This is a genomic window from Pseudochelatococcus lubricantis (assembly GCF_042432495.1).
Taxonomy (GTDB): Bacteria; Pseudomonadota; Alphaproteobacteria; order Rhizobiales; family Beijerinckiaceae; genus Pseudochelatococcus; species Pseudochelatococcus lubricantis.
The window spans coordinates 73,939-99,906 of sequence record NZ_JBHLXC010000012.1 but is presented as its reverse complement, the minus strand read 5'-3'; the positions used below and the strand labels follow the sequence as shown (position 1 = coordinate 99,906).

General features: G+C 64.7%; 25 protein-coding genes. 16 read left to right on the top strand and 9 right to left on the bottom strand.

The window, feature by feature from the left end:
• Positions 1-4: 4 nt before the first annotated feature.
• On the bottom strand, positions 5-1,945 hold the full coding sequence (gene nosZ / locus ACFFJ7_RS16020) for a TAT-dependent nitrous-oxide reductase (RefSeq protein ID WP_377593629.1): 1,941 nt from the start codon (positions 1,943-1,945) through the stop codon (positions 5-7).
• Between the two features lie 24 nt (positions 1,946-1,969).
• Positions 1,970-4,288, bottom strand: coding sequence for a 4Fe-4S binding protein (locus ACFFJ7_RS16015; protein WP_377593627.1), 2,319 nt, complete (start codon positions 4,286-4,288; stop codon positions 1,970-1,972).
• Positions 4,289-4,472: 184 nt separating this feature from the next.
• Between ACFFJ7_RS16015 and ACFFJ7_RS16010 the strand changes: the two genes are divergently transcribed.
• From ACFFJ7_RS16010 to ACFFJ7_RS16000, 3 genes are all read left to right on the top strand, one after another.
• Positions 4,473-5,354, top strand: a complete 882-nt coding sequence (locus tag ACFFJ7_RS16010) for a ferritin family protein (protein ID WP_377593624.1) — start codon at positions 4,473-4,475, stop codon at positions 5,352-5,354.
• 170 nt (positions 5,355-5,524) lie between these two features.
• Positions 5,525-5,962: a pseudoazurin gene (locus tag ACFFJ7_RS16005; RefSeq protein ID WP_377594058.1), complete on the top strand. Its 438-nt coding sequence runs from the start codon at positions 5,525-5,527 to the stop codon at positions 5,960-5,962.
• A 13-nt stretch (positions 5,963-5,975) separates the two neighbouring features.
• Positions 5,976-6,380 (top strand): DUF488 domain-containing protein, encoded by a 405-nt coding sequence (locus ACFFJ7_RS16000; protein WP_377593622.1) that lies wholly within the window; start codon positions 5,976-5,978, stop codon positions 6,378-6,380.
• 220 nt (positions 6,381-6,600) lie between these two features.
• Here the strand turns inward: ACFFJ7_RS16000 and ACFFJ7_RS15995 are convergent, their stop codons facing one another.
• Positions 6,601-6,897 (bottom strand): DUF6522 family protein, encoded by a 297-nt coding sequence (locus tag ACFFJ7_RS15995; RefSeq protein ID WP_377593620.1) that lies wholly within the window; start codon positions 6,895-6,897, stop codon positions 6,601-6,603.
• Entirely contained in the window at positions 6,894-8,132 is a 1,239-nt protein-coding gene (locus ACFFJ7_RS15990; RefSeq protein WP_377593618.1) for an NnrS family protein, read from the bottom strand. Before ACFFJ7_RS15990 ends, ACFFJ7_RS15995 begins: the two co-directional genes overlap by 4 nt.
• Positions 8,133-8,421: 289 nt before the next feature.
• Here ACFFJ7_RS15990 and ACFFJ7_RS15985 point away from each other — a divergent pair, with 289 nt between their 5' ends.
• Positions 8,422-8,610: a DUF3008 family protein gene (locus ACFFJ7_RS15985; protein WP_166955409.1), complete on the top strand. Its 189-nt coding sequence runs from the start codon at positions 8,422-8,424 to the stop codon at positions 8,608-8,610.
• Positions 8,611-8,621: 11 nt separating this feature from the next.
• Here the strand turns inward: ACFFJ7_RS15985 and ACFFJ7_RS15980 are convergent, their stop codons facing one another.
• Complete coding sequence (locus tag ACFFJ7_RS15980) at positions 8,622-9,668, bottom strand: glutathione synthetase (protein ID WP_377593616.1); 1,047 nt, start codon at positions 9,666-9,668, stop codon at positions 8,622-8,624.
• A 448-nt stretch (positions 9,669-10,116) separates the two neighbouring features.
• Between ACFFJ7_RS15980 and ACFFJ7_RS15975 the strand changes: the two genes are divergently transcribed.
• Positions 10,117-10,305, top strand: coding sequence for a hypothetical protein (locus ACFFJ7_RS15975; RefSeq protein WP_377593612.1), 189 nt, complete (start codon positions 10,117-10,119; stop codon positions 10,303-10,305).
• Positions 10,306-10,325: 20 nt separating this feature from the next.
• Positions 10,326-10,502, top strand: a complete 177-nt coding sequence (locus tag ACFFJ7_RS15970) for a hypothetical protein (RefSeq protein WP_377593610.1) — start codon at positions 10,326-10,328, stop codon at positions 10,500-10,502.
• A 197-nt stretch (positions 10,503-10,699) separates the two neighbouring features.
• On the opposite strand, the gene ACFFJ7_RS15965 is transcribed toward ACFFJ7_RS15970, so the two are convergent.
• A complete protein-coding gene (locus ACFFJ7_RS15965) occupies positions 10,700-11,131 on the bottom strand; it encodes a CBS domain-containing protein (RefSeq protein WP_377593608.1) in 432 nt (143 codons plus the stop codon).
• A 322-nt stretch (positions 11,132-11,453) separates the two neighbouring features.
• Here ACFFJ7_RS15965 and ACFFJ7_RS15960 point away from each other — a divergent pair, with 322 nt between their 5' ends.
• From ACFFJ7_RS15960 to ACFFJ7_RS15940, 5 genes are all read left to right on the top strand, one after another.
• Positions 11,454-13,262 carry a glycoside hydrolase family 15 protein gene (locus ACFFJ7_RS15960; protein WP_343042614.1) on the top strand — a complete coding sequence of 603 codons (1,809 nt, stop codon included), beginning with the start codon at positions 11,454-11,456 and terminating at the stop codon, positions 13,260-13,262.
• Positions 13,263-13,434: 172 nt separating this feature from the next.
• The gene (locus ACFFJ7_RS15955; protein WP_377593605.1) at positions 13,435-14,988 is read left to right on the top strand and encodes an alpha,alpha-trehalose-phosphate synthase (UDP-forming); all 1,554 of its coding nucleotides are present in this window, start codon (positions 13,435-13,437) and stop codon (positions 14,986-14,988) included.
• A complete protein-coding gene (otsB, locus tag ACFFJ7_RS15950; protein WP_377593603.1) occupies positions 14,985-15,785 on the top strand; it encodes a trehalose-phosphatase in 801 nt (266 codons plus the stop codon). Before ACFFJ7_RS15955 ends, otsB begins: the two co-directional genes overlap by 4 nt.
• 181 nt (positions 15,786-15,966) lie before the next feature.
• A complete protein-coding gene (locus tag ACFFJ7_RS15945) occupies positions 15,967-16,251 on the top strand; it encodes a metal-sensing transcriptional repressor (protein WP_377593601.1) in 285 nt (94 codons plus the stop codon).
• Between the two features lie 138 nt (positions 16,252-16,389).
• Positions 16,390-17,502: an S-(hydroxymethyl)glutathione dehydrogenase/class III alcohol dehydrogenase gene (locus ACFFJ7_RS15940; protein ID WP_377593599.1), complete on the top strand. Its 1,113-nt coding sequence runs from the start codon at positions 16,390-16,392 to the stop codon at positions 17,500-17,502.
• A gap of 154 nt (positions 17,503-17,656) precedes the next feature.
• Here ACFFJ7_RS15940 and ACFFJ7_RS15935 read toward each other — a convergent pair whose 3' ends face one another.
• Together ACFFJ7_RS15935 and ACFFJ7_RS15930 are read right to left on the bottom strand one after the other, a co-directional pair.
• Positions 17,657-17,866 carry a hypothetical protein gene (locus ACFFJ7_RS15935; RefSeq protein ID WP_166955391.1) on the bottom strand — a complete coding sequence of 70 codons (210 nt, stop codon included), beginning with the start codon at positions 17,864-17,866 and terminating at the stop codon, positions 17,657-17,659.
• A 74-nt stretch (positions 17,867-17,940) separates the two neighbouring features.
• The gene (locus ACFFJ7_RS15930) at positions 17,941-19,533 is read right to left on the bottom strand and encodes an isocitrate lyase (protein ID WP_166955389.1); all 1,593 of its coding nucleotides are present in this window, start codon (positions 19,531-19,533) and stop codon (positions 17,941-17,943) included.
• 127 nt (positions 19,534-19,660) lie between these two features.
• On the opposite strand from ACFFJ7_RS15930, the gene ACFFJ7_RS15925 reads away from it, so the two are divergent.
• Both ACFFJ7_RS15925 and ACFFJ7_RS15920 read left to right on the top strand, forming a co-directional pair.
• Positions 19,661-21,064 carry a helix-turn-helix domain-containing protein gene (locus tag ACFFJ7_RS15925; protein WP_166955387.1) on the top strand — a complete coding sequence of 468 codons (1,404 nt, stop codon included), beginning with the start codon at positions 19,661-19,663 and terminating at the stop codon, positions 21,062-21,064.
• A 115-nt stretch (positions 21,065-21,179) separates the two neighbouring features.
• On the top strand, positions 21,180-22,040 hold the full coding sequence (locus tag ACFFJ7_RS15920; protein ID WP_377593595.1) for a D-amino-acid transaminase: 861 nt from the start codon (positions 21,180-21,182) through the stop codon (positions 22,038-22,040).
• Positions 22,041-22,052: 12 nt separating this feature from the next.
• On the opposite strand, the gene ACFFJ7_RS15915 is transcribed toward ACFFJ7_RS15920, so the two are convergent.
• Positions 22,053-22,958: a LysR substrate-binding domain-containing protein gene (locus ACFFJ7_RS15915; RefSeq protein ID WP_246225418.1), complete on the bottom strand. Its 906-nt coding sequence runs from the start codon at positions 22,956-22,958 to the stop codon at positions 22,053-22,055.
• Between the two features lie 118 nt (positions 22,959-23,076).
• Here ACFFJ7_RS15915 and ACFFJ7_RS15910 point away from each other — a divergent pair, with 118 nt between their 5' ends.
• Genes ACFFJ7_RS15910 through ACFFJ7_RS15900 form a run of 3 tightly spaced genes read left to right on the top strand, consistent with a single transcriptional unit; the run spans position 23,077 to position 25,938 of the window.
• Positions 23,077-23,385 carry a (2Fe-2S)-binding protein gene (locus tag ACFFJ7_RS15910; RefSeq protein WP_166955383.1) on the top strand — a complete coding sequence of 103 codons (309 nt, stop codon included), beginning with the start codon at positions 23,077-23,079 and terminating at the stop codon, positions 23,383-23,385.
• Positions 23,367-24,746: an FAD/NAD(P)-dependent oxidoreductase gene (locus ACFFJ7_RS15905; RefSeq protein ID WP_377593592.1), complete on the top strand. Its 1,380-nt coding sequence runs from the start codon at positions 23,367-23,369 to the stop codon at positions 24,744-24,746. The genes ACFFJ7_RS15910 and ACFFJ7_RS15905 overlap by 19 nt, the downstream gene beginning before the upstream one ends.
• Positions 24,739-25,938 (top strand): NAD(P)/FAD-dependent oxidoreductase, encoded by a 1,200-nt coding sequence (locus ACFFJ7_RS15900; RefSeq protein WP_377593590.1) that lies wholly within the window; start codon positions 24,739-24,741, stop codon positions 25,936-25,938. Before ACFFJ7_RS15905 ends, ACFFJ7_RS15900 begins: the two co-directional genes overlap by 8 nt.
• Positions 25,939-25,968 lie beyond the last annotated feature (30 nt).

Below are 25,968 nucleotides of genomic sequence, written 5' to 3'. Positions count from 1 at the left end.
TGCATCATACCACCTTCGGCTCCACCAGCATGCGGCCCTTCATTTCCATATGCATCGCGTGACAGAACCACGAACAGTAATACCACCAGACCCCTGGCTTGGAGGCCGTGAAGCTGACGGAGGCGGTGGCTTGCGGCGCGACTTCCATGTTGACGCCATAGTTGATGATGGCGAAGCCGTGGGTCAGGTCCTCCACCTCGTCGATGTTGGTGACATAGACCGTCACGTCGTCGCCTTCCTTGACAGTGAACTCCGTGAGCCCGAAGGACGGCGCGGAGGACGTCATGTAGACACGCACCCTGTTGCCGTCGCGGATCACCTCGGAATCCTGCAGCAGGTCGATACCGTCCGCCTCCGCCTGCTTCACCGCATCGGCGAAGAACGGGTCGGCGCGGTCCCAGACGCTGACGGGGTTGATCTTGGAATGGTGAACGATGGTCGCGTCGTGCGGTTCGGCGAAGGAGGGGCCGTCGTGCACCAGCACCATCTCGTCACCGGAGATATCGATAAGCTGGTCGTTCTCCGGCTTCAGCGGCCCGACGTTGAGATAACGGTCCTTCGAGAACTTGTTGAGCGACAGCAGCCACTTGCCGTCCGCGTCCTTGGTCTGCCCCATGGAGGTGTGATTGTGGCCAGGCTGGTATTGCACATCGAGCTTCTGACGGACCGGATCGACCTTCTCGCCGGCAAAGGCCCGCCTGGCGTCCTCGATGTTCCACTTGCAGATCTGGCTGTCGATGAACAGGGTGGTATAGGCGTTGCCGCGTCCGTCGTAGGCGGTGTGCAACGGGCCGAGGCCGAGTTCCGGCTCCGCGACCACGGTGTCGCGCGGCTTGATCCTGTCGTCGAACAGATCGTCGAACTTGCGTACATCGAACACGGTCACGGTCGGCGACAGCTTGCCGTTGGCGACCACATGGATGCCGTCCGGCGCGGTGTTGATGCCGTGCGGGCTGTTGGACACCGGCACATAGCGCGTGTAGGGCGATCCCTTGCGGCCGTCGACGACCGGGACGCCGTTCAGCTCCTTGAAGTCTCCCTTCGCGACGGCCTCCTCGATGCGCTTGAGGTTGAAAATGACGATCCAGTCCTGTTCGTTGGCCGTCATTTCCTCAAGCGTCACGCCTTCCTCGGAGTTGTAGCAGGTGGCGAACGCATACTTGCCCTGATAGTCGGCATCCACGTTGTCGAGGTTGCCGTCGACCATCACCTGCCAGGCGATTTTCATGGTATCGCCGTCAATGGCAGTGAAAATGGCATGATACTGCTTGTGGTCGTCCAGTATCTTGCCGTTGTTGGGAATCGGCACACGGTCCTCGCCGTTGGCGAAGACGTAGCCCGTCCGCGGATACTTCTGCACGCGCAGGCCATGGACGGTGTGCTGGTTCGGAAGCTGGATGATCTTGTCGCATTTCATCACGTCGAGCCGGATGCGGCAGACGCGGGTGTTGGCCTTGTCGTTGGCGAACAGGTAGCGCCCGTCATAACTGCCTTCCGTGAAGGAAGGATGCGGGTGGTGCAGATCGCCGTTCATGTAGATGCCGCCCTTGTCCGCGAGAAACGCAACGGACTCCGGCAGCAGGCCCTCGGTGAGGATTTTCCGGCTTTCGTTCGTTTGCCCCCAGCCCGTGGCGCTGCAGCGGTTGAAGACGGGAATGCGCATCAGCTCGCGCATCGAGGGCATGCCGATGATGCGCACTTCGCCGGTCTGCCCGCTGGAGAAAAAGACGTAGTATTCATCGAGTTCGCCGGGCTTGACTTCATTGACGTGCCCGGCGCCGCTTCGGCCGGCGGGCGTTGCACTCTGTGCCATGGCCGGCGTCGTGGTGCCGCCCGCGAGCGTGAACGCACCGCCGACGCTTGCCGCGCCCGCGGCAGCGGCGGCTGCGGTGGTGCCGAGCAACTGGCGCCGGCTCATATGCGGCTTCGTTTCTTCATGCGACATGGCTTCTCTCCTTTGTGATGCGTCTCAAACCGGCCGCTCCGCTCCCGGGCCGGACAGTATGGCGACGGAGGGATCGACCGGCGCGCCCGCATGGGTGATCACAGGCCGGGCGGTGGACGCTTTCTTCGGTGCCGGAGCGGCGTCGGGGGACCCCGCCAGCGCCGCGCGCTTCTCCCGCTTCAGCCGCAGCTGGATCATGTGCGGGCAGCGGTGATCGTCGTGGTAAAGCTCCTGGCAATGCATGCAGTAGATGCACTCGTTGACGTTGATCGGCCCTTCCGGATGGATCGACTGCACCGGGCATTCGTTGGCGCAGCGCTGGCAGGGCGAGCCGCATTCCGGCCAGCGCTTCAGCCATTCGAACATGCGGATGCGGCCGGGAATGGCGAGCGCCGCCCCCAGCGGACAGAGATAGCGGCAATAGAAGCGCTCGATGACGAGGCCGGCCGCCAGCACCGTGAGGGCGAAGATCACGAACGGCCATTCGCGCGCGAACTTCAGCACGATCGCCGTCTTGAAGGGCTCCACCTCCGCGAACATCTCGGCGAGCGCGACGGAATAGAGCGACAGGCCGAACAGGCCGAGGAACACGATGTACTTGAGCGGCCACAACCGCTCGTGCAGGCCCCAAGGCACGCTGATCTGCGGCACCCAGAGCCGTTTGGCGACGGCGTTGGTCAGCTCCTGCAGGGCGCCGAACGGGCACAGCCAGCCGCAGAACGGCCCGCGCCCCCAGAACAACAGCGCCGCCGCCACCGCACCCCACAGGATGAACACGAGCGGTGCGGACAGGAAGAATTCCCACGAGAAGCCGGTCACCAGTGCGTTGACGAAAGTCAGCACGTTCACGACCGATAGTTGGGCGTTCATATACCAGCCGAGCCACACCAGCGTGAACAGCAGATAGCCCTGCCGCACCCGGCGAAAAAGCAGGGGGCGCGTCACGAGCCAGTCCTGGAAGAAGAAGATGGCGGTGAGCACGAGCAGCGCGGCGACCGTGACGCCGATGGCGATCCGGTTCATCTGCCAGATGCGAAACCACAGCGGCTCGTCGTCCGGGAAGGGGGCGGCTGTGGCCTCGGCGGTGGGCGCCGCTTCGGCCGGCGACGGCGGCGTGACGGCCGGTGGCGGGGCGGGCGGCTCCTCGACGGTGACGTAGGCATCCGGCAGGCTGTAGCCGAGATTGAAGGGCAGCACCGCCTTGCCGCGCGCGGAGGTGCTGCGTTGCACGAGGAGTTGCAGTTCCCACGGCTCGGCGACATCGAAGGCGAAATCGGCCGGCACCGTGAACAGCGCGATTTCGCGCAGATGCGGCGCGCCTTCCGCCGCCAGCGCCGCCAGACGGGTGTGATTACGGTCGCGGAAGCGGATGCCCTGTCCATCCTGCAGCAGCTCGATCCGGTCGAAGATGCCGCCGCGCACATAGCCCGATCCCTTGAAGGAATAGGCGCCATCGCCGGCGACGAGGATGGCGCTTCGGCCCTCCTTCAACTGGCTTTTCAGCCGCTCGTACACCACGTCGCCCAGCAGGCTGCGCCCGATGATCGGCACACTGACGGGGGCGATGAAGAGATCGATGAACCGGTCGTCGGGCGACGGCGACTCAGGGCGGTCGGCCGCCTCCGGCTGGCCGGCCTCGCGAAACACCTGCGATACCTCGCCCACGCTCAGACGCAGGCTGCGCACGGAGCCGTCGCCGAGCAGCGTGTCCCAGTCCGCGACACCGGTTTTCGACACGTCGACCTTGCGGATGGCGCTGACGACCGCGCCGGCCGGCGCTGGCGCCTCTCCCAGCCGGTTGCTGCGGATGAGGCGCACGGCAGCGCGCACCACGCTGTCGCCCATCACCAGCACCGTCACGGTCGCGCCGCTGACGATATCGGCCTGCGGCGGCCGCTCCAGACCGGCGGCGACGCGGCCCATATCCCTGCCGATGATGCTGTTGAGTGCGGCGACGACCTTCGGTTCGGGAATGCCGATCAGCACGATCGGTTCGTCGTGGTGGACGAGCTTCAGCCCGTGGATGACGCCGCCCGTATCGATACCCGCAACGATATGGATCGGCTTGCCGGAATAGCCGATGGCGCTGGTGAAATCGGCATTGAGAAAGACGTAGCCAAGGCGCTCGCCGCCCTTCAGCACGGGGGCTATCGGCGGTTCGCCTTCCGGATCTCCGAACCTGTCGGCGCCGTCGAAGAAGGCGCCGGGATCGAGCGCCGGCAGATAGTTGCCGAGCTGCCCGGCGTGCGCCTGAGACGCGAGGATGAATGCTGCCGCGAGAGACATACAGAGAAGGCAGCGGGCGATGAAGGTTCTCAACCGCGGATACCAATGCAAGGCCATTATTGTTGTTTCCACGTCTCGCAGCCGGCGTCGCGATTTCCGGAGCGGGAGACAGCGCCCCCTCCCGGATCAATTAGATGTAAATGTAATGCATGTTTTTTCCCGAAACTTGAGATAGAACAAATTGCAGGGAAAATTTCCGCCTTTTATCTCAGAGAGGCGCTGGCGGGCAGGAGGCGCTCCCATGTCGCGGCATTCCATATCGAAGCGTCCCGCATCGCGGCTGAGGGCCGAGCCGCCGTCGGTCCGTTCGCCGGGCGAACTGATGGCGACTGCCTCTTCCATCGCGGAGGACGCGGCTTCCCGTTATGAGGCGCAGGCGGGGCGCATGCGGCGTGCGGGCGCGGATGCGCTCGCCTCGGCCTATGACGAACTCGCCCGGCAGCAGCGCGAGCAGATCGGGCGCAGCCTGTCCCGATTCGTCGGGGCGACGCATGCGGCGGCGTGCCTTCTCGCCGTCGAAGGTCTGCTGGACGACGAGGGAACGGATGCTGCGGCGGTGGAACTGCTCGACCCTTACCGGATATTCGCGGTCGCGGTCCGCAACTGCGAGCGGGCTTTCGCCTTCTGGAGCTATGTTGCGGCGCAGGCGTCTTCCGCCGAAGTCCGCCAGGCGGCCGAGTATCTGGCGGGAAGGGAACTCGCGCGGGTGGCTTGGCTGCGGCGCCGGCGGCGGTCGTCCTATCACGCCTTGCGCGGGCGGGCGGACCGACGTGCGGCAGTGCCCGACGCGATGGAAAGCCGGCTTGCGGCGCTGTTGGTGGAAAAGATGGCGACCTGCGATGGCGACGACGCTGGGCGGCGGGAACTGGAGGCACTTGCCCGGCAGACAAGGGAACGGGCAGCACAGCTTGCGCGCGCGCCCTTCGATCCATCGCTGCCTTCCCTGAAGCATGCGCCCTTCTTGCCGGATGCGGCCTGGAACGGCGCTGGCGCCCTGTGCGAGGCGTTGCTCGACCGCTATCTGGAACTTGCCGGAGAAGCGCGGGACGAGGCGGAGCGCAGCCGTGCGCAGGCATTCGCGGCAGAACTTATCGCCTGCCTTCGTTTCCTGCGGACATTGTGACGCATGGTATGGGCGGTTCTTAAGATGCGTTTAAAATATATCTATTTGCGACAGGTCAAGGAGCGGCAGCGTCGGATTGCCTAGACCTGACGCAGGGAAGGGCGATACGATACGTCGGCTTCCCGATGTTTGAGGCTGCTGCCTGGGGAGAAAGACAAATGGTCAAAGTGATGGGTAAAGCCGTGTGTACCGTAGCGGCGCTGACGCTGCTTTCCATGCCGGCGATGGCCGAGGATTTCAGGATCGAGATGCTCAACAAGGGCAAGGACGGACTGATGGTCTTCGAGCCGTCGTTCCTCAAGGTCGCGCCCGGCGACAAGGTGACTTTCGTGCCGACCGACAAGACCCATAGCGCGGAAACGGTGAAGGGCCTCATCCCCGACGGTGCGGAGCCGTTCAAGGGCAAGGTCAACGAAGAAATCTCGTCGAGCTTCACGGTGCCTGGCGCGTACCTGATCAAGTGCCTGCCGCATATGCCGATGGGCATGGTGGCGCTGGTGGTGGTTGGCGACGGCGCGCCGGCCAACCTTGATGCCCTCAAGGAGGCCAAGCTGCCGAAGAAGGCGCGCGAGCGGCTGGATGCAGCGATTGCCCAGGTCGGACAGTGACGGGGGTGATGCGATGGCCGACGGCTTCGGCATGCGGCTGAAGCGCATCTACGAGCCGCCGGCGGCGGATGACGGCGCGCGCGTGCTCGTCGACCGCCTCTGGCCTCGCGGCATTCGCAAGGAAGCGGCGGAACTGACGCTCTGGCTGAAGGATGTAGCGCCAAGCCCCGGGCTGCGCCGTTGGTTCGGCCATGATCCGGTGCGGTGGGCCGAGTTCGCCCGCCGCTACCGGGCCGAACTCGCCGCGAACGGGGAGGCCGTCGGCACGCTTCGCGATCTTGCTGCGCGCGGGCCGGTGACCCTGCTCTATGCCGCCCACGACACGGCGCACAATCATGCGCTGGTTCTTGCGGATTATCTTCTTGACGATACCGGTGGGGCGCAGCCGTCGCCGCGCGACAGCAGCGCTCGCCCGTAGTCGCGCCACTGGCGCAAAAGGCCGCGGTCATCCTTTGAGAAGCGCGCGCGGCGGATGAGGTCTGCGAAGCTGTCGTCTGGATGGCACCGCTCGTAACCGGCCCGCGCGACGGCTTCCGCGGCTGCGTCCGACGCGGGGTCAGGCCCGAACGAGGGGTCTGGCGCAGGATCGGTCATACATTCGCCCTCCCGTCATCCGCTTCCGTGACGCCGCAATCCGCTCATTCTCTGGCTGAGGCCTTCCGTAGCGGAATGAAATCGACACGCTGGTCGGCGACTGTGCCGTCCGGCTCGACGATCGCCCGCCACCGGCGATTGCCGCAGCGGACGGAAAGCCGCCAGCGGCCGCGGTCGTCTCCCTCGCCGCGCTCGACGCGGCTGGAGACGAGGCCACGGCGCATCATGTCGCGCAACTCCTCCGGCGACCAGCCGAACCGCCCGGCAAGCATCGCTGCATCGAGCATGAAGGCACCGGCCGCATCCCGAGCAACGGTGAGCCTCTGTCCGGCGGTCGTCATGCGGCGGGCCTTGGCATGCGGTTCGGCTCGCGTGGCTTCAGGCGCGGCTGCAGCAACATCCCGCCATAGCGGGCACAGTAGCCAAGAAACGCGAGGGTCCACAGCGTTGCCGAGATGTGCAGCAGGCTCGTTTGCTCCGGCAGGAAACCGGCCGCGATGCGAGACAGCGCCGCGAGCACGATCGCGGCGTAGATCAGACAGGTTGCCGTATCGGCCCGAAGTTCACGGCCCGTGTGGCCGAGCGCTGCGCGCGTCATGACCGCGAGCGTCATCACGCCGATGGCGCCGACGCCCAGCGCATGGAGCGCCGCGACCGCCGGAAAATGGGCGGGATCGAGCGCCGCGAGGCCGGCGAGCAGAAGGCCAGCGGGCACGAAGAGATAGGCGACATGCAGGATCAGCACGAGGATGTCGCGCCGCGCCCTGTCGCCAGCCCAGCGCACGAGCCGCGCGAGGTTGACGCCAGCGGCGGCGATGAGGAGGAGGCCGGCCATCGTGCTTTCCGGCGCCAGCGTCCAAGGCGTGAGCGCCGCAACCGAGAGGACGATGGAGAATTTGTCGAACCCGTTGAACGGAACGGGCAGGCGGCCCGGATTCTCGCGCGCGAGCCAGTTGCGGGTGAAGCTCGGGATGATACGTCCGCCGATGATGAGGATCAGGACGATTGCTGCCGCGGTCGCCAGCCTGCGGCTGTAGTCGCTGGTGCCTGAAAGCGCCGCCTCGACGTGAAACAGGATGTTGGCGAACAGGAACACCATGACGGGGATAACGACCTTGAGGTTGCGCCAGTTGCGCCCCGCGACGATCTCCGTGGCGGCAGCGGCCGAGACCGCCGCGAGGAACAGGCTATCGATGGCAGCCGCCGCCAGCCAGCCCGTCCAGGCCGAGAAGAAGACGGCGACACGCCCGGCAACCCATAGCACGACGAGGCCGAGCAGCGGTGCGCCTTGCACCGGCAGCCGTCCCGTCCAGTTCGGAATGGCCGTGAGCAGGAAGCCGGTGACGATGGCCGCGAGATAGCCGAACAGCGTTTCGTGAATATGCCAGTCGACGGGCATGAAAGCGCTCGCGGTTCCAAGCGTCCCGTCGTGTATCGGCAGCCATGCCAGAATGATCAGCCCGCCGTAGAGCGCGCCGAAGAGGAAGAAGGGACGGAAGCCATAGGACAGAAGCGCCGGCCCGCCTGCCGCCCGCCGCGCCTGCGCCGGCATCTTTTCACCTTGCGCAATCATCATGAAAAGTCCTCGGAAGAAGGTTGCCGGAGAAATCCGGGCTCGCCGGCGCCTGAGAGGCGCCAGCAATGCCCACCTGCGACTGAACATCCGGCAGCGCCGGTGGCCTCCGGATAAATAAGGTATTTTCCATGCATCTTTTCTAATCCGGATTCAGAAGCGTAGCAAGCGTCAAAGGCCGCGGCGGGCGGCCGCGCATGCGTATGCGTTCATGCTTGCCGCATCGGAACAACGCGGGAAGTGCGCCGTTGTTTTTCGTATCGGATCAGCAATTCGCGAGGAGGCCATGAAGATGCCCGCGAAATCGAAGGCCCAGCAGAAAGCGGCGGGCGCCGCGCTGTCGGCGAAGCGTGACAGCCGGAAGAAACGTGGATTGAAGGGCGCGTCGAGAGAGATGTACGAGTCGATGACGGAAAAGGAACTGCACGAACTCGCTTCCACGAAACACGAGGGGAAGCCGGAGCACGTCGACAAATCCTGAGTTGCCGGCCTTCAAAGCGTTGCGAGCATCCGGTTGTCGATGCCTTCTTTCGATACCGCCTGCGCGGCGACCTTGTTCTCGACCGCACGGATGATCGGGTTACTGAAGTCCACGCCGTAAAGCTCGCGCATGTTCCACAGGCCGCCCGGCGAGAAGACGTTCACTTCCAGAAGCTTGTCGCCGACGATATCGAGGCCGACCAGAAACACGCCGTCCGCCACCAGTTTCGGGCGCACGCGCTCGGCCAGCGCGAGGATATCGTCCGTGATCCTTGCGGGTGCGGCGGCGCCTATGGCACAAATGTTCGACTGCTGATCGCCCCGCGCGGGCATGCGCCGCAACGCCGCATAGGTGTCGCCGTGCTTCAGCGGCTGCCCGTTGAGCAGAAACAGCCGGATGCCGCCAGCCTTCGCCTCCGGAAGATAGGGCTGGGCGACGATGTATCCGTCGACGCCAACGGCCTCGAAGACCTTGTTGAGATTGCTTTTAGAGGCGGAATTGACCTTGAAGACGTTCCTCCTGCCCGAGCCTTGCAGCGGTTTCAGGATCGCGCCCTTCGGGTGGCTTTCGATGAAATGGCGAATCTCGTCGATGTTTCGCGATATCAGGGCAGGCGGGCGTACGACATCTGGAAAGCTCTCGAAATAGAGCTTGTTCTGGGCCAGCGCCAGCGCCTCCGGGTCGTTCAGGACGACAACGCCGCGCTGTGCCGCGAAGCGGCCGAAAAGGATGCCGGCGTGCGCCGCCCACGGCCTCGCCGCGAGATCGAGCGAGGGGTCGTTGCGCAGCAGAAGCGCGTCGATCTCGCCGATCTCGATGGTGCGGCGCTGGAGGGATTCGTCCTGCAACGCTGCGTGAAACGTTTCCGGTTTTTTGAATTTCTTGGACGGAAGGACCTTGGCATGCACCACCAGCGCGCCGTCGGGCCGGAGCGTGAAATCGTCGGGGGTCACATAGATCACTTCATGATCCCGGCTGAGCGCCGCCGCGGCGAGAAGCGAGGTGGTGAAGAGGGGGCTTTCCCCTTCGATGGCGTTGACGAAAAACGCGATGCGCATCACAGCCTCCTTGCCGTTGTCATGCAGCCGTGGCGGCAATGCATGTGATTTTCAACCGCGATCCATGAACGACGGATGTCAACATCATTCAACGCTTATCCGCGATTGTGGCATTTATGGAATGCTTCCAAAAAACTTGTGGACCGATGGCTTTCTATCTGCCAATCAGTCCCGTTCGCTATACACCATAAGCATAATTCTAAATGGGAAATCATTTTCATTCTATATACAGATATTAATCTGAAAGCGATTTTTAGCGCCATAAAGACTGAATGTTATTCATCACGCTGCGTAATTTAAGTCCGAAAGACAAAGATTCGCCCACGTGTCGAAGGTGGCCGCCTATCCCCCGGCTTCATAGGCGAGTATCCGGCCCTGCCGCAAGACACGGAACAAATTTCGCCAGGGCTGCGTTGCTGACTTGGTAACGACCACAGGAGAGCCCCCTATGGCGGATTCACCTGACGACCGGCATCCACGCCCCGATGAAGAGCAGGAGGTTATGCCGGCGACAAAAACGCGCCCGGGCGGCATCGGACGAACGGTTTTCTACATCCTGCTGGCGAGCCTGGCTCTGGCTGCGATTGCGTGGCTGGCGCTGGAGATATGGGCCTACGGCGGTTCTCCCGCTCCGTAGATAATCAAGAAGGTGTCATCATGCCAAAGAACGAGAAAAAGAAAGCTGACAAGCCGACCGATACGGAGAAGATACTGGACAAAAGCTTGGAAGACAGTTTCCCGGCCAGCGATCCGTCCTCCGTTACGCGGGAGCCTGCGGACAAGCGCGAGACGAAGGAACCCCCGCCGGACAAGCTGGCCAAGCATAAACGATAAGCTCGGCAGTCCGTTTACGAACAGTTGCCGCGACGTTGTCGACGATCATTCCCGCGAGAGGCCGCTGCCGCCGGAGCCCGTCTCTCCCGTCCCCGGGCGCGTCATTGCGGGCGATCCTTTCCGGCTTCCTCTTCGTCACACGTCAAACAGATGCCGCCGTGGGAACCGGCGGCATCTGCCATTGTGGATCAGTTCTTTCAACCCGTCTGCGAGGTCGGGCCGCCCGGCGCGGTTATGTCCTTGAGGCAGGAGCCGGCAACGGACGGATTTTGGTGCGCCGTGTCGGCGAGCGATACGACGCCGGTCAGGCGCTTGTCGCGGTTCACGACCGGCAGCCGCCGCACCTGAATGTCACCCATGTTGCGGGTCACGTCGTCGATGTCCTCGTCCTCAAAACAGTATTTGACATCAGCGGTCATGACGTCGCGCACCCTGGCGTCGCCGTTCCTGCCGCCGGCGACGTACCGCACCACGATATCCCGGTCGGTTATCGTGCCGACAAGCCGGTCGTTTTCCCCGACCGGCAGAAAGCCGATATCGTTCTCAGCCATCATTTTCGCGACCTGAACGATCGTGTCGTCCGGATTGACGAGATGGATATCCCGGCTCATGATTTCTGATACCTGCATTTTCGAGTCCCTCCAATGCGAGATCCAGCGTGCCGTTTTGCGGCAGGCTCCGTGTCGCCGCAAGGGCTCCCCACTGCCCGAGCGGTTGCTGGTTCAACCGGAAGGCCGAACATTTGTTCCGGCCCAGGCAAAAAAGGTCGGCGGAGAGGACGCCGGTTGCACCATTGCGGTGGATCGTATTCCCCGGCTAGAGCGTTTTCCGATCAAATGGAGGCGTTTGATAGCTAAGACTTAGCATGAAATCGGAATTTAAGATCATGTCATCGCTTCCGTGAAAGGGTGACATAATCTAAAAGCGGAACCCCGTGGTGAGGAGTAGACCGTGAGTGTGGACAGAGAAGCTTGTACAACAGGTAATCTTGATCTGGGCGTTATTGGTAACAGCACGATCGCGGCCCTCGTCGACGACCGGGCCAGCATCGTGTGGATGTGCTATCCGCAGCTCGACGGCGATCCCGTCTTCCACTCGCTCATCGGCAAGACCCCGCATGGCGGCGGCGCGTTTGAAATCGTGCTGGAGGGTTTCTCCGCCAGCCACCGGGCCTATACCCCCAACACGGCGATCCTCGAAACCGTGCTCGAAGCCGCCGACGGCTCGCGCGTGCGCGTCACCGATTTCGCACCCCGTTTCAAGCGGTATGGCCGCATCTTCCGTCCGGCGATGCTGGTGCGCCGGATCGAGCCGCTGGCGGGCACACCCCGCATCACGCTGCGCATCCGCCCTTCCGGGGATTATGGCCGCGTGCCGGCCGAGATCACCCGGGGCTCCAACCATATCCGTTACATCGTCGGCGATCAGGTGCTGCGTCTGACCACGGATGCGGCCCCCGGCCTCGTCGTCAAGGAGGTGCCCTTCGTTCTGGAGCGCACGCTCACCTGCGTTCTGGGCCAGGACGAGATCCCAACGGAGGCGCCTGGCCTCATCGGTGGGAATTTCCATGACGAAACCGCCCGCTACTGGCGTGACTGGGTGCGCTATCTCGCCGTTCCCTTCGAATGGCAGGATGTCGTCATCCGCGCCGCGATCACCCTACGTCTTTGTGCTTTCGAGGAGACCGGAGGCATCGCTGCCGCGCTCACGACCTCGATCCCGGAATTCGGCGCGTCGGGCCGCACGTGGGACTACCGCTATTGCTGGCTGCGCGATTCCTTCTTTACCGTCCGCGCGCTCAACCGGCTGGGCGCGACACTGACGATGGAAGACTATATCAGCTACGTCACCAACGTCGTGACGCGCAACGGCGAGCGCGAACTGCAGCCGCTGTTCGGGCTGCAGTTCGAGGCGCATATCACGGAGGAAATCGTCGGGGAACTGCCCGGTTACAGAGGCTACGGGCCGGTGCGGCGGGGCAATGCCGCCTATAACCAGCGCCAGAACGACGGCTACGGCTCCGTCATTCTCGCCATCGCCCAGTGCTTTTTCGACGAGCGCCTTGAGCGGCGTGGCGACAGGGCCCTGTTCGAACGGCTCGAAGCGCTCGGCCATAAGGCGGTGGCGGTGTGGAACACGCCGGACGCAGGGCTGTGGGAATTTCGCGCGCTCGCCTATGTTCACACCCATTCCGCCGCCATGTGCTGGGCGGCGTGCGACAGGCTGGCGCGCATCGCGCTCAAGCTGGACCTCACGGATCGGGCCACCTACTGGCGCGAGCAGGCGGATGCCATCCGCGAAGAAATTTTTGCGCGCGCATGGAACAATGAGCTGTCAAGCTTCGTTTCACGCTTCGAGGGGCACGATGTCGACGCGAGCCTGCTGCTGCTCGCCGACATCGGGCTGTTGCGCGCGGATGACCCGCGTTTCCGCTCCACTGTCGAAACCATCGGGCAGCGGTTGAAACGTGGATCGCACCTTTTCCGTTACGCGGGCGAGGACGATTTCGGTGTTCCGGAGACGGCATTCACGATCTGCACGCTCTGGTACATCGAGGCCCTGGCCAAGATCGGCAGGGAAGGAGAGGCGCGCGCCTTGTTCAACGATCTGCTCGGACGGCGCAACAGTCTCGGCTTGCTGTCGGAGGGCATACATACGGAAACCGGAGAACTCTGGGGCAACTTCCCGCAGACCTATTCGATGGTGGGTCTGATTCACGCGGCACTGTCGCTGTCGCGGAAATGGGAGGATGCCTTCTAGAGCGCGTTCCGATCAGATGAAATCATCCGATCGATCAAAATTCGCTCGAAATAAGGAACCCGGAATCCGTCCTGTTTCAACGTAGGCAGGACAGATTCCAGAGCGCCAGACGTTCCGACGGAATCAGACCGTTTTCTGGTTTGATGCTCAGGAGACGGACCAGGAGGGGGCTGTGAAGCTGATTATCGTATCCAACCGGGTGACGGTGCCCAATCGCAAGAGCCAGTCCGCCGGCGGATTGGCCATCGCTCTCAACGACGTACTCGCGAAACGGCGCGGCATGTGGTTCGGCTGGAGCGGCAGGATCGGGCCCGAGCAGCAGGAAGCAACCCTGTCCACGCACGGTGACGTCACCTACGCCCTGTGCGACCTCTCCGAAGATGACTACGCCGAGTATTACAGCGGCTTCGCCAACCGCGCGCTGTGGCCACTGCTGCACTACCGCCTCGATCTGACGGAATTCGCACGCAAGGATCTGAACGGATACCGGCGTGTGAACGGTTATTTCGCGGACCTGCTGCTGCCGCATATCGCGCCCGACGACGTGATCTGGATCCACGATTACCACCTCATCCCGCTCGCCGAGGCGCTGCGGGCGCGGGGCGTGTCGAACAGGATCGGATATTTCCAGCACATTCCCTGGCCCTCGGTGGATGTCTTTCTGGCGCTGCCGAACCATGCCGAAATCGCGCATGCGCTGACCGCCTGCGATCTGGTGGGTTTCCAGACCCGGCGGGATGCGGCGAATTTCGGCGACTATCTGGTGACCGAGGCGCATGCCACCACGCAGGACCATGTCAGCTATACCGTGGGAAGCAACACCCTGCAGGTCGGTGTCTATCCGGTCGGGATAGACCGGGCGGGCTTCGCGCGGGCCGCCGTGCGCGCCTCCAGAAGCCGCTTCGTCCGCGATGTCGAGGAAAGCTTTTCCGGGCGCCCGATGCTGCTCGGCGTCGACAGGCTCGATTACTCGAAAGGGCTGACCCAGCGTCTCGACGCCTTCCAGCGGTTGCTGGAAACCTATCCGGGATATCTGGACAAGGTGACCTTCCTGCAGATCACGCCCCGCAGCCGCGCCGATATTCCGGAATATGCGGCCATGCAGCGCGCCCTCGGGGAGACCGCAGGGCGCATAAACGGCCTTTACGGCAAGGCCTCGTGGACGCCGATCCGCTATATCAACCGCACGCACACGCGCGCGGAACTCGCCGGCCTCTACAGGCTGGCGAAGGTGGGGCTCGTCACGCCACTGCGCGACGGCATGAATCTGGTCGCGAAGGAATTCGTCGCGGCACAGGACCCCGCCGACCCCGGCGTGCTCGTGCTCTCGCGCTTTGCCGGCGCCGCCACGGTGCTGAAAGGCGCGCTGCTGGTCAATCCCTACGATCTGGACGGCACTGCGAAAGCCATCGATCAGGCGCTCAAGATGCCGCTTGAAGAGCGCATCAACCGCTGGACGACGATGTGGGCCGGGGTCGGCGAGACAGACATATCGCAATGGGGCAGGCGTTTTCTGGGCGATCTGGAGAATCCCGGCGCGGGTCAGACCATCGTGCTCCCGTCCGAAGGCGGGGTGCCGGCCGCCGGAACGCCCGCGCTGCCGGCAATCGGAAACCTCGACGTCATCTCTGTCGGCAACCGGCGGGCCAATCAGAAAACGCCACGTCCCGCCGAGACGCGCAAGACGGTTCGCACCCTTCCGGTCGCGGTTTCGACGTGCAAATGAACGGCAACGGCGAAAGGGGCGGGGAGGCGTTTTCGCCATCCTCGTTCGGCGCGCTGGCGGCAAATCCCGAGAAATGGGCGCTGTTCCTCGATATTGACGGCACGCTTGTCGATATCGCCCCGACACCGGACGCGGTGGAAGCGCCTGCCGGGCTGGCCGCAAGCCTCGCCGTGGTCATGACGGGCCTCGGAGGCGCCTTGGCGCTGGTGACCGGGCGCGGCATCGGCTTCGTGGATCGACTGTTCCATCCGCACTGCTTTCCGCTCGCCGGTCTGCATGGGGCAGAGCTGCGCCTGCCCGGCGGGCGGACGATCGCAATCGAACCGTCCCCCGCGTTTCTGCAGGCCAAGGCTGCGCTGCACGCCGGCGCCGCCAGCCTGCCCGGCGTGATCGTCGAGGACAAGGGCGTGGCCGTCGCCGTTCATTACCGCCTCGCGCCGCACCACCGCGACAGCGTCGAAGCCCTGATGCGGGAGGCCGCCGTGCGCGCCGGCCCCCGGTGGAGTCTGCAAAGCGGCAAGATGCTGGTGGAGCTGAAACCCGCGGCGGCGGACAAGGGTGAGGCGCTGAAATCCTTCATGCGCGGCGCGCCGTTTGCCGGCAGGCAGCCGCTCGCTGTCGGCGACGACCTGACGGACGAGGACATGTTCGCGGCCGCCATCGCGCATGGCGGACAGGCGATCAGGATCGGAGACGGCAATGCACGGACGCTGGCCGCCGGGCGGATAGGGACGCCGGCGCACATGCGCACCCTGTTGGCATCCCTCGCCGATACGTGGGAGCGGGACCGGCGGTGAGGTAAGCCGGATGCCCGCGCCGCGAAACCGACTTCCGGCCGCGCGGACCGGTATCTTACGATGCCACAACCTGAACGGTTGGCTCATGCCAGTTGGCCCTCCACGTGCCGGAACGGCGCTTCGGAAGAGATGTTGAAATACCCCGGTGGAGTATATATGGTCCTGAATGTCAGGAGCCGATATGCCACATTCGCCTGAAGACAAGAAACGCGCCATAAGGCGCCTGCGCCGGATCAGGGGGCAGGCCGAGGCTTTGGAACGGGCGGTGGAGGCCGGCACGGAATGCGGCCCGCTATTGCAGCAGATCGCGGCGCTGCGCGGCGCGACGACCGGGTTGATGGCCGAGGTTCTGGACAGCCATTTGCGGGAGACGTTCGGGCAGGCGCAGGTGGCCGGCAGTGCCGTTCCGGAGCGGGATGCGGAGATCGATGAGATCATGCGGCTCTTGCGCACGTATCTGAAGTAACCGCGTCAACGCCCGCTCCCGGCAGGCGGCTTCCGCCTTCCGGAAAAGCTTGTGCACCAACGAAGAAATGAAGCGGGGCGGCGATACCACCAAGGCCGTTGCGCTCCCGATACCATCGCATCGAGAAGGAATACCGACGTGAAATCACGCGCAGCCGTTGCCTGGGAGGCCAAGAAGCCGCTCAGTATCGAAACCGTCGAGATCGGAGGCCCCAAGGCCGGTGAGGTGCTGGTCGAGATCATGGCCACCGGCATTTGCCATACCGATGCCTACACGCTCTCGGGGCTCGACTCCGAGGGCAAGTTCCCCGCGATTCTCGGCCACGAGGGTGCCGGCATCGTGCGCGAGGTGGGCGAGGGCGTCACCTCCGTGAAGGTGGGCGACCACGTCATCCCGCTCTATACGCCCGAATGCCGCCAGTGCAAGACTTGCCTGTCGCAGCGTTCCAATCTCTGTACCGCCATCCGCGCCACGCAGGGCCAGGGCCTGATGCCGGACAGGACCACGCGCTTTGCCTGCGATGGCGGCGAGGTCTTCCACTACATGGGCTGCTCGACGTTCTCGAACTTCACCGTCCTGCCGGAGATCGCGGTGGCGAAGGTGCGCGAGGACGCGCCCTTCGACAAGATTTGCTACATCGGCTGCGGCGTGACGACGGGCATCGGCGCCGTGATCTACACGGCGAAGGTGCGGCCCGGCTCCAATGTCGTGGTCTTCGGGCTCGGCGGCATCGGCCTCAACGTCATCCAGGGCGCGCGCATGGTTGGCGCGGACAGGATCGTCGGCGTGGATATCAACCCCGCCAAGGCGGAGATGGCCCGCAAGTTCGGCATGACGGACTTCATCAACCCCACGGAAGTCGGCAACGACAAGGTGGTGCAGGCCATTCTCGATGTCACCGACGGCGGCGCGGACTATTCCTTCGACGCCACCGGCAACGTCAACGTCATGCGGCAGGCGCTCGAATGCTGCCACCGCGGCTGGGGTGAATCGATTATCATCGGTGTGGCCGAGGCCGGCAAGGAGATATCGACCCGGCCGTTCCAGCTCGTCACCGGCCGCGTCTGGAAAGGCACGGCGTTCGGCGGCGCGCGGGGGCGCACCGACGTGCCGAAGATCGTCGACTGGTACATGGACGGCAAGATCAACATCGATGACCTGATCACCCACACCATGCCGCTTGAGGAAATCAATACGGCCTTCGACCTCATGCACGAGGGCAAGTCGATCAGGTCCGTTGTCCTCTACTGATGGCGCGCACGGGCGATCAAGAGAGCGGCGGCCGGGAGATTGTTTTCCCGGCCGCCGCCCTGTCGCCCCCCTTTAAGCGTATTCCGGGAAGCATGATCCGGTTTGGTCAAGCCGGATCATGCCGTGCACCCGTTCCGTCTGGCCGGATGGCGTATCAGCCGACGCGGCCGAGGCGGTGGTAAAGGTTGGAGTACTTGGACGCTTCCTTGGACGCTTCCGGATTATCCCGGATTTCTTGCAGGTAATGCGCGATCGCCGTGCGGATCAGGTCGAAATCTTCCTGCGAGAAAACGGCGCGCGAGCGCTGCGGTTGTTGAATGGGGTGCAGCTTGTCTTCTTCCTGGTGTTCCTGATGCTCAGACATCTCTTCTCTCCCTCCGGGTTAGGATGGGTGGGCGCCATCGCGTCCACCGTATGGTTTGTGGCGCTTGCCGTGTATCAGGCAGCGAACTGGTTCATGGTGTTATGCTGGCCGCCCGCCTTCAGTGCGGCTTCACCGGAGAAGTACTCCTTGTGATCGTCGCCGATGTCGGAACCCGCCATGTTCTGGTGCTTCACGCAGGCGATACCCTGACGGATTTCGTTGCGCTGGACATTCGCGACGTAGCCGAGCATGCCCTGCTCGCCGAAGTACTCCTTCGCGAGATTGTCGGTGGACAACGCGGCCGTGTGATAGGTCGGCAGCGTGATGAGGTGGTGGAAGATGCCGGAGCGCAGAGCGGCATCGCGCTGGAACGTCCGGATCTTTTCGTCCGCCTCGGCGGCCAGCTCGCTGCTGTCGTAGTCCGCGCTCATCAGCTTCGCGCGGTCGTAGGCCGACACGTCCTTGCCCGCTTCCTTCCAGGTGTCGAACACCTGCTGGCGGAAGCTCAGCGTCCAGTTGAACGAAGGCGAGTTGTTGTACACGAGCTTCGCGTTCGGGACGACCTCGCGAATCCGGTCCACCATGCTCGCGATCTGCTCGACGTGCGGCTTCTCGGTTTCGATCCAGAGAAGGTCGGCGCCGTTCTGCAGCGAGTTGATGCAGTCCAGGACGACGCGGTCGGCGCCGGTGCCCTCACGGAACTGGAACAGGTTCGAGCGAAGACGCTTCGGCCGGAACACCTTGCTGCCGCGGGTGATCAGCACTTCGCCGTTGATGTGCTGGCCCTCGGGCACCTCCTCCACGTCCAGGAACGAATTGTACTGGTCGCCGATGTCGCCCTCGCGGGCACTGAACGCGATCTGCTTGGTGAGGCCCGCGCCGAGCGAGTCGGTGCGCGCGACGATGATGCCGTCTTCGACGCCGAGTTCGAGGAACGCATAGCGCAGCGCGCGGATCTTCGCCACGAAGTCCTCATGCGGCACCGTCACCTTGCCGTCCTGATGGCCGCACTGCTTCTCGTCCGAGACCTGGTTCTCGATCTGCAGGGCGCAGGCGCCCGCCTCGATCATCTTCTTCGCGAGCAGATAGGTCGCCTCGGCGTTGCCGAAGCCGGCGTCGATGTCGGCGATGATCGGCACGACGTGGGTCTGATGGGTTTCGACCTGCTGGATCAGCTCGCGCTCGCGCGCGGCGTCACCGGCCTCGCGGGCCTTGTCGATCTCGCGGAAGATCAGTCCGAGTTCACGCGCGTCGGCCTGGCGCAGGAACGTGTAGAGTTCCTCGATCAGCGCCGGCACGCTGGTCTTCTCGTGCATGGACTGATCCGGAAGCGGCCCGAACTCGGAGCGCAGCGCGGCGACCATCCAGCCCGACAGATACAGGTAACGGCGCTCGGTCGTGCCGAAGTGCTTCTTGATCGCGATCAGCTTCTGCTGGCCGATGAAGCCGTGCCAGCAGCCGAGCGACTGCGTGTACTTGGCCGGGTCGCGGTCATAGGCGGCCATGTCCTTGCGGACGATCGCGGCAGTATAGCGGGCAATATCGAGGCCCGTCTGGAAGCGGTTCTGCAGGCGCATCCGTGCAACGGCCTCGGGCGTCACGCCCGTCCAGCTTTCGTTGGACTGGATAAGCTTTTCAGCATCATTGATAGCGCTTTGGTACGACATTTTCCCTTACCAACATCATTTGTTGCGGCTGAGACAAACATTACCGCGGCCGATGCGCGCTGCCGAGAGGGGAACGTGTCACGTTGTCAAACTTTACAAATTCTGGATGTAATGTTGTAATGCAAATATGGAGAAGCATGGTGTCTATCTGGGGCCCCGTCTGCGCCGCCTGCGTCGCGACCTTGGGCTCACACAGGCCAACATGGCGGCGGATCTCGATATCTCGCCGTCCTATATCGCGCTCATGGAGCGCAATCAGCGGCCGGTCACGGCCGAGACTCTCCTGCGTCTCGCGAAGGCGTACAAGGTCGATTTTTCCGACTTCGGCGATGAGACCGGGCCGGATCTGATCGCGCGCCTGCAGGCGGTCATGCGCGATCCGATCTTCACGGACATCGATCTGCCGTCGATGGAAATCGCAGACCTCGTGCACAGTTTTCCCGGCGTCGCCGAGGCGATGCTGCGGCTCCATACCGCGTACAAGGAGGAGCAGTTCGCGCTCGCCGACCGCCGGCAGGACGGCTCCAGCGACGGCATCGGCGTGTCGGCGGACCCGGTTGCCGCGGTTCGCAGCTTTCTGTCGGCACGGCGCAACTGCTTTCCCGTTCTCGACGCCGCTGCCGAAAAGCTGGCGACGAGAATCGCCGAGGACGGCGGGCTCGCGAACTTCTTCAAGGAGCGGCACGGCCTGCGCGTGCGGCGTATGCCGCCGGAGGTGATGACGGGCTCCTTCAGGCGTCTGGACTGGCACCGGAAGGACGTGCTGCTCGACGACACGCTGGACGCCGCGAGCCAGAATTTCCAGCTCGCCCAGCAGCTCGCCTATCTCGAATTCGATCAGGAAATGCGCGATGCGGCGCAGGAAGGCCATTTCGAGACGGACAACGCCCAGCGTCTGGCGCGCCGGGCGCTGGCGGCCTATTGTGCGGCGGCCATCATCATGCCCTATGCGGCATTCGCCCGTGCGGTCGAGCACCGCCGCTACGACATCGAGGCCCTGTCGCGCCAGTTCGGCACCAGTTTCGAGCAAACGGCCCATCGCCTGACCACGCTGCAGAAGCCCGGCCATGAGCGCGTGCCGTTTTTCTTCATTCGCGTCGACGCCGCCGGAAACGTGTCCAAACGGCTGAACAGCGGCACCTTTCCGTTCGCGCGCCACGGCGGCGGCTGTCCGCTGTGGAGCGTGCATCAGGTGTTCGCCACGCCGCGCAAGGTCGTCACCCAATGGCTCGAATTGCCCGACGGGCAACGCTTTTTCTCGATCGCGCGCACTGTCAGTTCCGGCGGCGGTGCCTTCGGCGTGGCGAGTGTCGAGCGCGCCATCGCGCTGGTGTGCGAGGCCAACCATGCCGAGCGGCTGGTCTACAGCCGCGGCCACCCGCAGCCGGTGACGCCGACGCCCATCGGCATCACCTGCCGTCTATGCCACCGAACGTCCTGCACGTCCCGCTCGGAACCGCCCATCGGCCGCCAGATCCTGCCGGACGACTACCGCCGCACAGATGCGCCGTTCGGATTCTCGGATACATAGCACGCAACGCGGCGGCCCTTGACATTCCCGCCGGCGGGGACCTCCATCCCGCCCCGGGACGGCCGGTGGCATCGGCTGCCGTGATTCCCGGCGGGCATCCTGGAGGGAGAGGCGCGTGACTGGCATCGTTTACGTGAACGGGGAATATCTGCCCGCCGAAGAGGCGAAAATATCGGTATTCGACCGGGGTTTCCTGATGGCCGACGCAATCTATGAACTTACGGCGGTCGTGGACGGCAAGCTGATCGATTTTCCGGCGCATCTCGCCCGGCTCGACCGCTCGCTTGCTGAACTCGATATCGTCAATCCGCATGGCTATGACGGGTGGCTGGCGCTGCACCGCGAACTCGTCGCACGGAATGCGGTCACCGAAGGCAGCGTCTATGTCGAGGTCACGCGCGGCAACACCGGGGAGCGCGCCTTCGAGTATCCGCCCGCGGAGATTCCGCCGACGGTGGTCGCGTTTGCGACGAACCGGCCCGGCATCGTGGACTCGCCCGCGGCGGCGGCCGGCCTGCGGATCGTGACCCTGCCCGATCTGCGGTGGCAGCGGCGCGACATCAAGACGGTGCAGCTCATCTATCAGGCGCAGGCCAAGATGCTCGCCAAACGGGCGGGCGCCGACGACGGCTGGCTGGTGGAGGACGGCTTCGTGACCGAAGGCACATCGAACAACGCCTATATCGTCAGGAAGGGTCGGATCGTCACCCGGCCGCTCGGCAACGACATCCTGCACGGCATTACCCGCGCCTCGCTGTTGCGCTTCGCCCGGGAGGCGCAGATGGAGGTCGAGGAACGCCAATTCACCGTTGCCGAGGCGCAGGCGGCGGACGAGGCTTTCATCACGTCCGCGACCGGTTTCGTGACGCCGGTGGTCGAGGTCGACGGCACGGCGGTCGGCACGGGCAAGCCCGGGCCGGTGGCGTTGCGCCTGCGGGAAATCTATATCGACGAAAGCCGCAAGACCGCGTTGTGACGGCCGCGCCTGTCACAGAAGCTCGCGGATGGCGTTCAGGAGGGGCTGGAAGAAACGCGATTTCGGCCTGGCGGCATTCGTGGAAATGGCCACATCCATCACCACCGTGGGGGAGAACGGGCGCGCGACGAGCCCCTCGAAGGAACTCCATTTGACCAGCCCGTCGACGAGCGCGACGCCAAGGCCGCCGGACACGAGCGGAATGGCGCCGACCGATGACGAAATCTGGATCGACAGCTCGCGCTCGACCCCGTGCTGCCTGAACGCCTGCTCGATCGCCGGGCCGATGTCCGCGTGGTTGCCGTAGGAGATCAGCGGCCGCCCGACCAGATCGGCTGGTGTGATCCTTTCCCTGTCGGCGAGAGGATCGTCGTGGCGCATCAGCACCATGGCGGGCACGCCCGCGAGGATTTCGCTCCTGACGGTCGGCGCCTGGATGGTGGACAGTGTGACGGCGAGATCGATGTCGCCGATTACCAGTTGCTCGGCGATTTCCTTCTTCGGCAGCGCATGCAGGTGGATTTTCACCGTGGGATGATCGCGCCGGAAGCTCGTCAGGGCGTGTGGCAGCACGGAATAGGTGACGGGCAGGCTTGCGCCGATTCGCAACAGGCCGATCTTCCGCTCGCCGATGGTGCGCGTGAGGTTCTTGAGCACCTCCAGCTCGCGGAACACCCGGTCGGCGTCCTCGTAGATGAGATGGGCCTCCATCGTCGGCACGAGCCGGCCGCCGATCCGCTCGAAAAGCCGGTAACCGAGCTGATTTTCCAGATGATGCAGAACCTTGCTCACCGCCGGCTGGGATATGGCGAGCGAGTTTGCCGCGGCGGTGACCGAGCCGTCACGCATGATCGCGCGAAAGATTTCGAGTTGGCGGGCGTTCATGGTGACCATCTCCTGACGGAACATGGTTTCCATAACCAAAGGTTTCCTTCAAGGCATCATTTGCGATTGGAAAGCTTCCAGCCGACGTGGGATTCTCGCCTGAACGGGATGCGGGAACGGATGAATCGCGCCCACCGGAAGGGGATCGCCAATGCAGGCAAGGTTCAGGAGGCTCGCCGAGAAAGAGCGGCGGGCCGTGGTGCTGACGGTTGATGGCGAGGCGGTTCGGGCGCTGGAAGGCGACGTGCTCCTGACCGCGCTCATGCTGTCGCGCGGCTTCGCCCGCATGTCCGAATTTGGCGATGGGCCGCGCGCCGGCTTCTGCATGATGGGCGCCTGCCAGGATTGCTGGGTGTGGACCGGCGCGGGTGAGCGTCTGCGGGCTTGCTCGACTTCGGTAGCCGAGGGAATGGATATTCGCACGCACGTGCCGGAGGGAATATGGCCGATCCCCGCGTAATCGTGGTTGGTGCCGGCCCCGCCGGCGTCCGTGCGGCGGCGGCCCTTGTCGAGGCTGGCCTGGTGCCGACGGTGATCGACGAAGCCAGCCGCAGCGGCGGCCAGATCTATCGCCGCCAGCCCGAGAACTTCACCCGCAGCTACGAACAGCTTTACGGCACGGAGGCGAGGAAGGCACGCGCCCTGCACACGTGTTTCGACGCCCTGCGGCACAGGATCGATTACCGGCCGGAAACGCTTGCCTGGGCCGTGAAGGACGGGCGGCTGCATGTGCAGAGCGGAATGACGGCGGAGGCCCTGCCTTACGATGCGCTGGTGCTCGCGCCCGGCGCCACGGACCGCATGATGCCGATCCCTGGCTGGACGCGGCCCGGCTGCTATTCCCTGGGCGCGTCGCAGATCGCGCTGAAGGCGCAGGCCTGCGCCATCGGCGAGAAGGTCGTATTCATGGGGACCGGGCCGCTGCTTTATCTGGTCGCCTGTCAGTACATGAAGGCGGGGAACGCGCCCGTTGCCGTTCTCGACACGACCCCGTTCCACCGGCAGCTGCGCGGTCTCGCCCTGATGGCGGCGCGTCCGGGGCAACTCGTCAAGGGCGCCCGTCTGATCGCCGCCCTGCGGGCCGGCGGCGTGCGGGTGGTGAGGGGCATCACGCCGCGCGAGGTGACGGGTGACGAGGCGGGCGTCACCGGTGTGCGCTACGCGGACGCGGCGGGCCGGACGTTCCATGTGGAATGTACCGCCGTCGGCATCGGCTTCCATCTGCGGGCCGAGAGCCAGCTTGCCGACCTTGCAGGCTGCGTCTTCGCGTTCGACCCGGCGGTCCGCCAGTGGCTGCCGGCAATAGATGCCATGGGGCGCAGCTCGGTGGCGAACGTTTATCTCGCCGGTGACGGCGTCCGCGTTCTCGGGGCAGACGGCGCCGAAACCTCGGGCAAGCTTGCGGCGCAGGCCGTGCTGGCCGATCTCGGACGCCCGCAGCCGGAAGATCGGACGCGCCGGTTGCTGCGGGATATGGCGCGGCATGTCCGGTTCGCCCGCGGCGTCGCGCAGGCCTTTCCGTGGCCGCACGACAAGGTGGCTGCCATTCCGGACGAGACGCTCGTCTGCCGCTGCGAGGCGATCACCGCCGGTGAATTGCGCGCAGCCGTCACGGCGCTGGAGGCGCCCGAGGTCAACAGGGCCAAGGCATTCTCGCGCGTTGGCATGGGGCGCTGCCAGGGCCGGTTCTGCGGCCTCGCCAGTCAGGAGATCGTGGCCGCCGCGTGCCGCCTGCCGGTGGAAAAGGCGGGCCGCCTGCGCGGGCAGGCACCGGTGAAGCCGCTACCGATCGCGGTGACCGACGGAGGCAGCCATGCGTAACGTGTCCGGACAGGCTGATGTGGTCATCGTCGGCGGCGGCATCGTCGGAACGTCGGCGGCGTTTTTTCTGCGCCAGCGCGGCGTCGGCGTGATCTTGCTGGAGCGTTTCCTCGTCGGGCAGCAAGCCAGCGGAACGAACTTCGGCAATGTGCGAAGGCAGGGCCGCTACCTCCGCCAGTTGCCGCTTGCCAACCGCTCGCGCGCGATCTGGGGCCGGATCCCGGAATTGACCGGCGCGGACGTGGAATTCATGCCCGTGGGTCATGTGCGCTTCCTCTGGGCGGACGAGCAGCTGGCTGTCGTCGAGAAATACCGGCGCGATGCGGCGGAGTACGGGCTCGAACTGCACATACTCGGGCGCAACGCCATCCGCGAGCGGTTTCCCTTCATCGGGCCGGAGGCGGTGGCGGGCTCGTGGTCGCCGCACGACGGCCACGCCAATCCCCGCCTCGTCGCGCCGGCTTTCGCCCGTGCTGCCCGGCGCGACGGTGCCACGATCGTCGAGAACTGCGAGGTTCTGTCGATCGACAGGACGGGTGAGGACTTCACCGTCGCGACCGCATCGGGTGACTACCGCGCGCCGATCGTGTTGATCGCGGGTGGCGCGTGGGGCGGCGGCTTCGCGGCGGCCATGGGCGAGCCCGTGCCGCTGGAGGTGGCGGGGCCGCAGATGGGCGTGACCGAGCCGTTGCCCTATTTCGTGCATCCCGTCGTCGGCGTTTCCACGAACGTGCCGGGGGAGGTGGCCTATCTGCGCCAGATCCCGCGCGGGAACATCATCTTTGGCGGTGTCGCGCGCCGTCATGCGGCGCTGGACGAGCAGCGGGCGAAATACGATCCGGCCGGCGTTCAGGCGCAGTTCCGCCAGATCCTGCGTCTGGTGCCGGCGCTGAAACACGCGCGCCTCATCCGGACGTGGTCCGGGGTCGAGGGCTACATGGCCGACGACCTGCCCGTCATGGGCCGCAGCGCGAAAATCCCCGGCCTGTTCTACGCCTTCGGCTTCTGCGGCCACGGCTTCCAGATCGGGCCGGGGGTCGGCGACGTGATGGCGGAGCTGATCGCGACGGGCGCCACCACGACGCCCATGGAGGACTTCCGCATCGACCGCTTCGGAGGTCCGTCCCGGTTCGCGCCCATGCACCATGACGCCTTCGCCCGGGCATCCGCAGACGCCGCACGGCGCCGGTGAGCGCGTGTTTGTGGCTGCGGGCGCGATTAT